Origin of the sequence: Gemmatimonas aurantiaca (genome assembly GCF_037190085.1) — a bacterium.
Taxonomy (GTDB): domain Bacteria; phylum Gemmatimonadota; class Gemmatimonadetes; order Gemmatimonadales; family Gemmatimonadaceae; genus Gemmatimonas; species Gemmatimonas aurantiaca_A.
Map to the genome: position 1 here is coordinate 1 of NZ_JBBCJO010000005.1, position 11,759 is coordinate 11,759.

Here is an 11,759-nt window from a genome sequence, read left to right on the forward strand (position 1 = left end):
GATCGACGCGGCGGCGACGAAGCCGTTCGGGTTCATGAAGTTCACGCCGGGGCCGGGGATCGGGGGGCACTGCATCCCGCTGGACCCGCACTACCTGGCGTGGAAGATGCGGACGTTGAACTACAAGACGCGGTTCATCGACCTGGCGAGCGAGATCAACTCCCACATGCCCGAGTGGGTGGTGCAGAAGGTGGCCGATGCGCTGAACGAGGTGCGGAAAGCGGTGCGCGGCAGCCGGGTGCTGGTGCTGGGGGTGGCATACAAGCGGGACATCGACGATGTGCGGGAGAGTCCGGCACTGGATGTGATCCGTCTGCTGGAGGAGCGAGGGGCGCATGTGGAGTATCACGACCCGTTCGTGCACGAATTCCGGGAAGAGGGGCACACCCGCAAGGGGGTCGATCTCAGTGACGAGATGCTGCAGTGGGCGGATGCCATCGTCGTGGTGACCGACCACAAGCAGCTCGATTATCAGCGGGTGGTGGATCAGGCGGCGTTGCTCGTGGACACGCGCAACGTGACGGCATCGCTGCGCCCGGGACGCGCCCGGATCGTGCCGCTGGCGTCGGGGTTCCGTTCGGCTGGAGGCATGGCGTGAGCGTCAGGGAGAACCGGGTGAATCGTTGGATGGTGTGCGGGGGTATGTTGTGGGCATGAGATACGTCCCATCCCGCCTGGAATGGCGGCTGATGCTGCTGTTGAGCGTGGCCGCTGCGGTGGCCGGCTGTTCGAAGGGCTTCAAGCCGCAGGACTTCGCGACGCCGGAGGCCCTGTTCAAGGCCTCCCTGCAGGAGTTCGAGCGCAAGAAGTGGGACAACGCGCAGGTGGGCTTCGAACGGCTGACGAACGATCTCTCGTCGCGCGATCCCCTGCTGGCTCCGGCGTATTTTTATCTCGCGCTGACCCACGAGCGGAAGCAGGAGTATCTGCTGGCGGCGCAGGCGTTCGAGCGGGTCACGGATGGTTTTCCCGACGACACGCTGGCCCCCACGGCCATGCTGGGCAGTGGGCGTTCGTACCAGAGCATCTGGCGGCGCCCGTCGCTCGATCCGGAGCAGGGGCAGAAGGCGGCGTCGGTGTTGCGGGCGCTGCTCTCGTCGTACCCCGACTCCAAGGAAGTCGAGGAAGCGAAGCAGCGCATCGCCACGCTCGAAGAGTGGTTCGCTCAGAAGGATTACGAGACGGGCGTGCACTACATCCGTGTGCGTCGCGCCATCGATCCGGCGATCATCTATTTCAAGGACGTCGTCACGACGTACCCGGCCACGAAGGCGGCACGCCTGTCGTGGCTGCGGTTGCACGAGCTCTACACGAAGATCCGCTGGAAGGAAGACGCGGCGGAGACGTGTACGGCCATGTGGAAGGCCTACCCGGGCGACGCCGATGTCCGGGCGGCCTGTGGTGTGCAGCCCGCGGATACGGCCGCGGCCCCTCCGGCACCGCGCGACACGATTGCGCTCGCGCCGCTGCCGACCCGATCCCCTGTGGTGTACGCGCGCCCCGCGCCAGTCGGGCGCGGCTGACCGGTCGTGCGACTGGGCCTTTTCGGCGGCAGTTTCGATCCGCCGCACGTTGGCCATCTGCTGGTCGCACAGGACGCCCTCGCGGCGCTCCACCTCGACCACCTGCTCGTGATCCCGGCGGCGCAACAGCCGCTCAAGGATCACCATGGCACCTCGGCCGTTCACCGGCTGGCCATGGTGCAGGCGTGTTTTGCCGGGATCCCTGGCATCGAGGTGGACCCGGTCGAAATCGAGCGGGGCGGGTTATCTTACATGGTTGACACCGTGGAGGCTGTCCACCGGCGCTGGCCGGCGGCAGTGCTCCATCTCCTGGTTGGTCGCGATGTGGTTCCCACATTGCCACGCTGGCACGACGTGGATCGCCTGTTGCGGTTGGTCCGTCTGGTCGTGCTCACGCGTGAGACGGCGCCGGATGGACGGCCGCTGCCGATCGACGGGGAGAGCGACGGCGGTGTGGTCGCTGAATACCTGGCCACCCGACGGGTGGACATTTCGTCAACCGAAATCCGGTCGCGGGTCCGGGACGGTCGCTCCATACGGGGCTTCGTTCCCGATGCCGTGGCGACCTACATCGCATCCACAGGGTTGTATCTCGAGCATCCCCGGGAATCGATCGACGCGGAGCGCATCGTGCGCGCCTGACTGGCGCGGCGGGCACCGCCGGATCGGTGCCCTTGCCAGGAGTAGAGGTCTATGCTGAAGGGCTTGATCGGTAAAGTGTTCGGAACGCGCCACGAGCGTGAGCGCAAGCGCGTCCAACCCATCCTCGCCGAGATCCACGAGATCGAACGGCGTCTGTCCTCGTTGTCCGACGAGGAGATCCAGGGACAGACGGCGAAGTTCCGCGGCATCCTCGCGGAACGTACCGGCCCCATCGAGGCGCGTATCGCCGAACTGAAGGCGGCCAAACACGCCACCGCCGACAGCGCGGAACGTGACCGCCTGGATACCGAACTGCAGGGCGTCGATGGACGGGGCGGCGCCGAAGCGGAGTTGCGGACGGCCATCGCCGAAACGCTCGACGATCTGCTGCCGGAGGCGTTCGCCACCGTGCGGGAAGCGGCGCGGCGTCTCAAGGGCACGACGGTCATGGTCACCGGTCATGAACTGACCTGGGACATGGTCCCGTACGACGTGCAGCTCATCGGCGGGATCCAGTTGCACCTGGGTCGCATCGCGGAAATGGCCACGGGCGAAGGCAAGACGCTCGTCGCCACGTTGCCCATGTACCTCAACGCCCTGCCCGGGCGCGGGGCACATCTGGTCACGGTCAACAACTACCTCGCCCGCCGCGACTCGCAGTGGATGGGGCATCTGTACGGATGGCTCGGTCTCACCGTCGGCTGTCTCGACGACACCGAACCGGGATCGTGGGAACGGCGCGCCGTGTACGCGGCCGACATCACCTACGGCACCAACAACGAGTTCGGCTTCGACTACCTGCGCGACAACATGGTGGTCTCGCTCGACCAGCGGGTGCAGCGTCCGCACGTGTTCGCGATCATCGACGAAGTGGACTCCATCCTCATCGACGAAGCGCGGACGCCGCTCATCATCTCGGGACCGGTGGGGAACGAGAGCGACGGGCAGTACGCGGAGTTCAACACGGCCGTGGAACGCCTGGTGCGTCGCCAGTCCGATCTCGTGAACGCGCTTGTGGCCGAAGGGGAACGTCAGCTCGAAGCCGGTGACCAGCAGGCCGCGGGGCTGCAGTTCTACAAGGCGCAACTCGGCGGGCCGAAGAACAAGCGCCTCATGAAGGTGATGCAGGAGCAGGGCGTCAAGCAGCTCGTGCAGCGCATCGAACTCGATGTGATCGCCGACCGCAAGCTGCCGGCTTCCAAGCGGAACTTCCGCTCGCTCGAGGACGATCTGCTGTACGTGCTCGACGAGAAGGGACACACGGTGCACCTCACCGAGCAGGGACTCGATTGGCTTTCGCCGGATCATCCCGACACGTTCGTGCTGCCGGACATCTCGGTGCTCATCGGTCAGATCGACAAGGATCATGCGCTGAGTCCCACGGAACGGCTCGAACGGCGCGGCCTGGTGGAGCGGGAATACGCCACGAAGAGCGAGCGGCTCAACATCATCCATCAGCTCCTGCGCGCCCATGCGCTGTACGAGCGCGACGTGAACTACGTCGTGCAGGAAGGGCAGGTGCTGATCGTCGACGAGTTCACCGGCCGTACCATGCCGGGCCGTCGCTGGAGCGAGGGGCTGCATCAGGCGGTCGAAGCCAAGGAACGGGTGCAGGTGAAAGGTGAGACGCAGACGCTCGCCACGATCACCATCCAGAACTACTTCCGCATGTACGAGAAGCTGGCCGGCATGACCGGTACGGCCGAAACGGAAGAAGGCGAGTTCCACCAGATCTACGGACTCGAAGTGTCGGTGATTCCGACCAACCGGCCCATCCAGCGTGAGGACCGTCAGGATCTGGTGTTCAAGACGCGGCGCGAGAAGTACAACGCGATCGTCGACGAAACGAAGCGGCTGCACGAGCTGCAGTTCCCGGTGCTCGTGGGTACGGCCAGTGTCGAAGCGTCGGAAACGCTGTCGCGTCTTTTTGCGCGGGCGGGGCTCAAGCACAACGTGCTCAACGCCAAGTATCACCAGCGTGAAGCCGAGATCGTGGCCGAGGCGGGGCGTGCGGGCGGCATCACGATCGCGACGAACATGGCCGGCCGTGGCACCGACATCAAGCTGGGCGAGGGCACGCGCGAGGCGCGTCCGTCCCGCGTGCACGATGCCGACGGCAAGGAAGTCGATGTCGAGGAGATCGGCGGTCTCCACATCATCGGCTCGGAGCGCCACGAATCGCGTCGCATCGACCGCCAGTTGCGCGGTCGCTCGGGCCGTCAGGGCGATCCGGGCGCGTCGCAGTTCTTCCTGTCGCTCGAAGACGATCTCATGCGGCTGTTCGGCTCGGAGCGCATCGCGCGCCTGATGGACCGCATGGGCGCGCAGGATGGCGAGGTGCTCACGCATCCGCTCATCACGCGGTCCATCGAACAGGCGCAGAAGCGTGTCGAACTCCAGAACTTCCAGTCACGCAAGCGGCTGCTGGAGTACGACGACGTCATGAACCAGCAGCGGGAAGTGATCTACTCGCTGCGGGCGTTCGCGCTGGAAGGCGGCGAGGAGCTCAAGGGCGAAGCCATCAAGATGCTCGACCGTGGCGTGCAGCGTCGGGTGGAGCAGGCGCTGGCCACGTTCGACAAGCCGGAAGAGTGGGATTTCGAGTACGTGCAGCAGGATCTCCTGATGCACTACATGCTGCAGGTGCCGGGCTTCGTGCAGCACGATCGTCCCACCTCGCTGGAAGAGGCGCAGGCGCAGGCCGTGGATGCCGTGCACGAGGCGTTCGCGCTGAAGATCGAGAGTCTCGATCAGGTGACCGACGAGAACGGCGTGGGTTTCTCCGGCCGTTTGCTGTCGCTGGTGATGCTGAGCGTGATCGACGAGAAGTGGAAGGACCATCTCTACGATCTCGATCAGCTCCGGGCGTCCATCCACTATCGGTCATGGGGACAGAAGGATCCGCTCGTCGAGTACAAGCAGGAGGCGTACACGATGTTCGTGGATCTGATGCACGACGTCGCGCACACGTTCACGGAGCGGTTCCTCAAGGCGCAGCTCGTGTTCGAGCAGGCGCCGGTGGAGACGTTCGAACCCGTGCCCAGCGAGGCGGCCCGCCTGGAAAGCGCGCGACCCACGAAGCGCTACAACGCGCTGGGTATTCTCGAAGACGTGCCGCCCGAGGAGTTGCTGGCGGGCGATGCGGCCGGCGAGATCGTCGACGCCATCGACGAGGTGGATGTCCGCGAAGGCGATGCCGGTGCCGATGCGTCGCGTACGGTGGCGCGCGGTACACCCGCGGTGGTGGGCGCCGGCTCGGTGCGGACGCTCGAAGCCGGCGGTGGGGCACTGCCGCCCGGTTGGGAGAACACACCGCGTAACAACGCCTGCCCCTGTGGATCGGGGAAGAAGTTCAAGAAGTGTCACGGGGCGAATCTCTGAGTCTCCCCCAGCGAAAGAACCACTATGAATCTCCCTCCTGACCAGCTCCGTCCTGCTTCCTCTTGATACGTTGACGCCGTGGCGCCGAGGCCGTCCGGATGACACACCGTGCGTCATCCGGAAGGTACCGATTCCACGGCGTCAATATTTCAAGAGGACGCAGGACGGAGCTGGTCAGGAAAGAGATTCATAGAGAGACTTCGGAAGGCTACGACCGATTCATCAGTGGCGGAGTATCCCGGATCATCTCCGGACAATTGTGACAGCGGTGTGTTCCATCCCCCCGCTCGATCTGGATCGTGGGATGTCTGATGCCGAACTGATCGCGCAGATCGTGAGCGACATCGGCCAGCAGGGCATCGGTGTCGAGTCCGGGCCCCGGGCGCGTGAGGTGCGCGGTGAGTGCCGTGTCGGTGGTGCTCATGCCCCAGATATGGAGATCATGCACCTCCGTCACACCGGGGAGGGCGAGCAGATAGGCCCGTACCGCTTCCGGATCGACGTGCGCCGGAACGGCGTGGAGGGCGAGGTCCACCGATTCGCGCAGCAATCCCCAGGTGCCAATGGCAATCAATGCGACGACGATGAGGCTGATGGTCGGATCGAGCCATAGCCAGCCGGTGAAGCTGATGATGATCCCGGCCACGACGACACCGGCCGAAACGGCGGCGTCGGCGAGCATGTGGAGATACGCGCCCCGCACGTTGAGATCGTCGTGTCGTCCGCCGGCGAAGAGCCAGGCGGTGAAGGCATTCACGACGATGCCGGCGGCGGCGACCCAGGCGATGACCCCACCGGCGACGGGCTCCGGACGCGAGAAACGACCGACGGCTTCCCAGCCGATCGCGCCGATAGCCAGGAGCAGTGCAATGGCGTTGCCCAGGGCGGCGAGGATGGTGGAGCTCCGGAGTCCATACGTGCGGCGGGGTGTCGCGGCCCGCTGCGCCAGCGTGGCGCCGCCCCACGCGAGCAGCAGCCCCAGGACATCGCTCAGATTGTGTCCGGCGTCGGCCAGCAGTGCCATGGAGCCGGTGTGCAGTCCGTATCCGGCTTCGAGGACGATGTAGGCGAGATTGAGCGCCGTGCCGATGGCGAAAGCACGACCGAATGAGGCCGGGGCGTGGTGATGCCCTCCCGGTCCATGCGTGTGTGCATGCTCCTGCCCGGGTTCATGATCGTGATCAGGGTCCTGTTCACGATCATGGCTGTGCGAATGGGAGGACGACGCCATGAACGGGAAGATATCCCCCGGGAACCGGCGCGGGGAAACACCTGACCTCGCCAGGCACATTTTCGAAGTGACGTTCGGCTGACGATGCCCACGATACTTGCCCCGTCACACGAGCCGGTCCCGGTCTCCGGTGTGGTCGCCCTGGTTCCCCGTGCGGGACGAGCGGAGCGGGAGGGGCACCCGAGTGCACCGCCCGGAGGCGGACCTGGATCGTTGTCATTGGGTATTATTGTTTCGTATCCTCTTCGGAGAGTCCGGCGATGACCTGGCGACAGATGCTGGCCTGTGCGGCAATGCTCCCCGTATTTCTTCCCGCCACGCTGTCCGCGCAGTCCCGGGGCGGTGACGGGTATCTCTTCAAGAAGCCGTCGGCGACCTTCGGTTTGCGAATCGGGGCGGGTCAGCCCAACGCATCCAGTGATGTCTTCGACGAGATCACGAAAGATTTCACGCTGGGACGCCGCGATTTTCTGGGCGTGAATTTCATGGCCGATCTCTCGGTGCCGCTGTCGCAGCGGTTGGAGCTGCAGTTCACCGGCGGGGTGAACGGCAGGCATGCCGACAGTGAGTATCGCGCGTTCGTCGACAACAATGATCTGCCCATCGAGCAGCAAACGTCGCTGCGGCGTGTTCCACTGGCGGCGGGGCTCAGGTGGAATCTCACGCCGGCCGGACGCCAGGTGAGCCGTCTCGCGTGGGTGCCGTCGCGGGTCGTGCCGTATGTGGCCGTCGGCGCGGGAGCGATGTATTACAACCTGCGGTTGCGGGGCGATTTTGTCGACAAGGAGACCATGGATGTCTACCCGTCGACGCTCAAAGCCTCCGGCTGGGGTGCTCTGGGGTACGGCGCGGCGGGCGCCACGCTGAACCTGCGTCCCTGGATGGGACTCACCACGGAAGTTCGCTACGACGTGAGCAACGCCTCGCTGCGTGGGGATTTCCGCGATTTCGCACCGATTTCCCTGTCCGGCGTCGGCCTCACCGCCGGCCTGATGTTCCGACTCTGACCGGTATGCTTCACGTATGCTTCACGGAGATCGACCCATGACTCGCACCATCAAGCTGTTGAAGACGGCGTGCGGTGGCGTGCTCCCGGGCATCCTGGGGTCCGCAGCGCTGTTTGCGGCGTTGGGCGTGGCGCCGGCATTCACGACGGGCGGCGTGGCACGCGCACAGAGCACCAGCGCCATCGACGCGCGCTTTCAGCCGTGGATCGGCTGCTGGCGCACACTCGACCTCACCGATATGCCCAAGCCGACGTCGGCCCCTACGCAGGCCTGCGTCGTGCCATCCACTCAGGTCGCCGGCAGCGTCGACGTCCTGCTCTATTCGCGGGACTCGCTCCTGTCGCGCAATGTGTTGCCGCAGGTGGGCAGCGTTACGGACAAGACCATCGATGACTGTCAGGGGCGGGAAACCGCCGCCTGGACTGCCGACAATGCGCGACTCATCATGCGTGCCGAGCTGACCTGCGCGCGCGGCGTGAAGCGCGTGGAAACCGGCATGATGACCATCACGCCGGAAGGCGAATGGTTGCAGTTGCAGCATCTGCAGGTGGGCAGCAACGAGGCCACCACCACCGTACGGTTTCGTTATGATGCCAGCGGACCCGCGCCGGCAGGCATATCGTTCGGCACCAGCCGGTCCACGTCGTCGTTGCGACTGACGGCCGGCGCGCCCGTCACGGTCGATCAGGTGCTCGATGTCGCCACGCACGCGCCGAGCGGACTCACCGAGGCATGGATCGTCGAACTCGGGATGGCGTTCGATCTCGACGGCAAGACACTCGTCAAGCTGGCCGATCGAGGCATGCCGCCCAGTGTCATCGACATGATGGTGGCCGTCTCCAACCCGCGTGCGTTCTCGGTGCGCCCCAACGAAGCGGCGGCGCAGCGCGGGATCGCATCCAGCACCATTGCGGCGGTGCCATCGGGGACCACGGGCATCAACGCGATGCGTTCGCGGTGTGCCATGTGGGATGATTTCTGCTACGGGCCCCGTGGCATGGGCGCGTGGGGATTCGGCTGGCAGTACGGCTATGGCGCGTGGGATCCCTGGGATCCGTGGTACGGCTTCAACAGCTGGCGTTACGCCAGCCGGTACGGATACCCCTATGGCATGGGGTACGGAATGCCGTGGGGTGGCGGCATCTACTACGGCGGAGGTCCGGTCATCGTCGTCGGACCGTCCACCGGACAACCACAGTCGCAGGGCCGTTTCGTCAAGGGGCAGGGGTACACACGCTCCGGCGGTGGCAGCTCGGGATCAGCAACGCCGCGTTCCCCCGTGTCGGGTGAATCGAGGAGCGGCGCTTCGAGCTCCGGCGGGGGGGCCAGCAGTGCACCGGCTCCGAGTTCGAGCTCCGGGTCCAGCTCCGGTGAAGGTTCGGGACGTACTGCCAAGCCCAGACCTCCCGGCGGTCTCTGATCTCGATGCCCTTGTGGACCCTTTCGTACGGCGGCCTGAAATCATTCAGGCCGCCGTGTGCATTTCTCCGCTGATCTCGCGGCCGATCTCCACGATGGCCTGTGCGAGGTCGTCGATGTCCTGAATGGTGGTGCGATGATTGACGTGCGCCACCCGCAGGGCGAACCGGCCGCCGATGCGCGTGGACGACGGCGTGGCGATACCACGTTCCTGCAATCGCTGCAGCAGTTCGGCGTTCAGCGCGTCGAGTGCTTCTTCGGTCAGGGTCCGTCCTGATGGACGGAAGCGGAAACACACGATGTTCAACGGCGCCGGCGCCAGACGTTCGAGCTCACCGTGACTGTCGATGTGGGCCACGAGGCGCTGTACCTGGCGCACGTTCTGCTCGATGATGCGTCCGAACTTGTCGACACCGTCCGCCTGCAACTGCATCCACACCTTCAGCGCCTTGAATCCGCGCGTGAGATCGAGACCCCGGTCGTTGAAAGGCTGTCCGCCGGCGCTCACGCCCCGCGGCATCGCGCCGAGATAGGCGGCCTGTTGACGGAAGGCCGCTTCGTGCAGGGCCGGATCACGTATGAGGGCACAGGCGCATTCGAATGGCATCGATCCCCACTTGTGCAGATCGAACGCCAGGGAGTCCGCGCGCTCCATGCCACGGACACGATCGCGCAACGTGGGGGCGAGCGCGAGGAGCGCACCGAAGGCGCCGTCCACATGGAACCAGAGCGATTCTTGTGTGCAGAGATCGGCCAGCGCCGTGAGATCGTCCACCGTGCCGGTGTTCACGGTGCCCGCCGTACCCACCACACAGAACGGGGCGAGGCCCGCCGCCCGATCGTCGGCGATCATGCGCGCGAGGGCGTCGACGCGAATGGTGAAGTCGTCATGTGTGGGGACCTGCCGGAACGCGCGTCGTCCCAGCCCCAGCCACTCCGCGCCCTTGAATGCCCAGCCATGCGTCTCGGCGGAGCCGTAGAACACGAGCGGCGCAGGTGAGGGGGTATCGGGCCATGTCTGCAGCCCCTGCGTGCGGATGTCGTGCCCGAGTCGTGTGGCCGCTGCATACCGGGCCACCGCCAGACCATGCACATTGGCCATCGTTCCGCCCGTCACGAACAACCCACTCGCGCCGGGCAGACCCATCAGCGCGCCGAGCCATCCGATCACCTGCTGTTCCACGAGCGCCGGCGCCTGATTGAAGCCGGCCAGATGAGGGTTCATCCCCGAGGCGAGCATATCGGCCAGCATGGCCAGTGGTGTGCCGTTGCCTTGCACCCATCCGAAGAACCGCGGATGCCAGTTCCCGTTGCCATAGGGCAGGATGTGCGAGCGGAACAGGGCATACGCCGATTCCGCGCCGATGCCGTCTTCCGGGACCGGCTCGTCGAAACGGGCGCGTTTGGTGTCGGGAAGAGGACGCCACGCCGGGGTGTGCGGCAGGGCGCGTTGGGCATCGACGAGATCATCGAGCATGCGATGGCCCAGCGTGCGCAGTGCCTCCCAGTCGCCGTCGGACGGCGGGTCGAACGACTCGTGATGCGTGTGGGGCAAGGGCAGGGATCCCGTTGAGGACATGATTCACGGCACGATCGCCGATATGATCGCCGACATGATCGCGGGCACGATCGCGATCATGATGAACACAAGGTGAGCGCTCGTCGCCTGAACAGAAACCACGAAACGGGGACAACCAGGCGGTCATGCGAAGAATCGGTCATGCCTGCGGGAACTTGGTACAGGAGATTGCCCACGGCGAGTGCATAGTGGGGCGTCCACGCGCATCACGCCCCGTTTCCCATCTGCACAGACCTCCCATGTCCGCTTCCCCGTCATCGGCTGCATCCAACGGCACCCGCATCAAGGAGCTCCCGTCGAGCGAGCGGCCGCGTGAACGCCTGCGCATGCTGGGGGCGCAGGCCCTCAGCACCACCGAACTCATCGCCACGCTGCTGGGATCGGGACATCAAGGCACGTCGGCGGTGGCCTGTGCGCATGTGATGTTCGAGTACTGCGGTGGCTCGTTGGGGCGTCTGGCGTCCACGCCGCTGGCCGCATTGACCCGCATCCGGGGCGTGGGACTGGCCCGGGCCACCGCGGTGCAGGCCGCGCTGGAATTGGGGCGGCGGATGGCCGGCGAGGCGCGGGAGGCCGGCCTGCCCATGCGGGGACCGCAGGATGTGGCCGCGGCATTCGCGCCGCGGCTCCAGGATGCCCCCGTGGAGGAGTTCCACGTGGCCATCCTCGATGCGCAGCACCGCCTGGAGCGGGACATCCTCATCACCCGCGGATTGCTCAACTCCTCGCTCGTCCACCCGCGGGAGGTGTTCCGGGAGGCGATCGCCGAACGGGCGGCGGCGGTGATCCTGGTGCACAACCATCCGAGCGGCGATCCGACACCCAGCGCCGAGGACCGGGCGGTGACGGAACAGCTCGTGGCGGCCGGGCGGCTGCTGGACATCCCGGTGCACGATCACGTGATCGTGGGGCGGGGCCGGTATGTGAGTTTTGCGGAATCCGGGCTGCTTTGATGGCATGCCTTACTGCCTCTCTTT

The 11,759-nt window shown here is 65.7% G+C and carries 9 protein-coding genes; 7 read left to right on the forward strand and 2 right to left on the reverse strand.

Annotated elements, in window-relative coordinates:
- The 4 genes from WG208_RS05705 to secA all read left to right on the forward strand — a co-directional run.
- Window positions 1–598: UDP binding domain-containing protein (locus WG208_RS05705; RefSeq protein ID WP_337170376.1), on the forward strand; the 598-nt coding region annotated here is incomplete at its 5' end.
- A gap of 55 nt (window positions 599–653) precedes the next feature.
- A complete protein-coding gene (gene bamD, locus WG208_RS05710; protein ID WP_337170377.1) occupies window positions 654–1,523 on the forward strand; it encodes an outer membrane protein assembly factor BamD in 870 nt (289 codons plus the stop codon).
- Window positions 1,524–1,529: 6 nt separating this feature from the next.
- Window positions 1,530–2,165 carry a nicotinate (nicotinamide) nucleotide adenylyltransferase gene (gene nadD / locus WG208_RS05715; RefSeq protein WP_337170378.1) on the forward strand — a complete coding sequence of 212 codons (636 nt, stop codon included), beginning with the start codon at window positions 1,530–1,532 and terminating at the stop codon, window positions 2,163–2,165.
- Window positions 2,166–2,216: 51 nt separating this feature from the next.
- On the forward strand, window positions 2,217–5,546 hold the full coding sequence (gene secA / locus WG208_RS05720; RefSeq protein ID WP_337170379.1) for a preprotein translocase subunit SecA: 3,330 nt from the start codon (window positions 2,217–2,219) through the stop codon (window positions 5,544–5,546).
- Between the two features lie 208 nt (window positions 5,547–5,754).
- On the opposite strand, the gene WG208_RS05725 is transcribed toward secA, so the two are convergent.
- Window positions 5,755–6,777, reverse strand: a complete 1,023-nt coding sequence (locus tag WG208_RS05725; RefSeq protein ID WP_337170380.1) for a cation diffusion facilitator family transporter — start codon at window positions 6,775–6,777, stop codon at window positions 5,755–5,757.
- A 260-nt stretch (window positions 6,778–7,037) separates the two neighbouring features.
- Here WG208_RS05725 and WG208_RS05730 point away from each other — a divergent pair, with 260 nt between their 5' ends.
- Window positions 7,038–7,784 carry a hypothetical protein gene (locus WG208_RS05730; protein WP_337170381.1) on the forward strand — a complete coding sequence of 249 codons (747 nt, stop codon included), beginning with the start codon at window positions 7,038–7,040 and terminating at the stop codon, window positions 7,782–7,784.
- 37 nt (window positions 7,785–7,821) lie between these two features.
- Entirely contained in the window at window positions 7,822–9,204 is a 1,383-nt protein-coding gene (locus WG208_RS05735; RefSeq protein ID WP_337170382.1) for a hypothetical protein, read from the forward strand.
- A gap of 45 nt (window positions 9,205–9,249) precedes the next feature.
- Here WG208_RS05735 and WG208_RS05740 read toward each other — a convergent pair whose 3' ends face one another.
- Window positions 9,250–10,758 carry a pyridoxal-dependent decarboxylase gene (locus tag WG208_RS05740; RefSeq protein ID WP_337170383.1) on the reverse strand — a complete coding sequence of 503 codons (1,509 nt, stop codon included), beginning with the start codon at window positions 10,756–10,758 and terminating at the stop codon, window positions 9,250–9,252.
- 263 nt (window positions 10,759–11,021) lie between these two features.
- On the opposite strand from WG208_RS05740, the gene radC reads away from it, so the two are divergent.
- Window positions 11,022–11,735, forward strand: coding sequence for a DNA repair protein RadC (gene radC / locus WG208_RS05745; protein WP_337170384.1), 714 nt, complete (start codon window positions 11,022–11,024; stop codon window positions 11,733–11,735).
- Window positions 11,736–11,759: the final 24 nt, after the last annotated feature.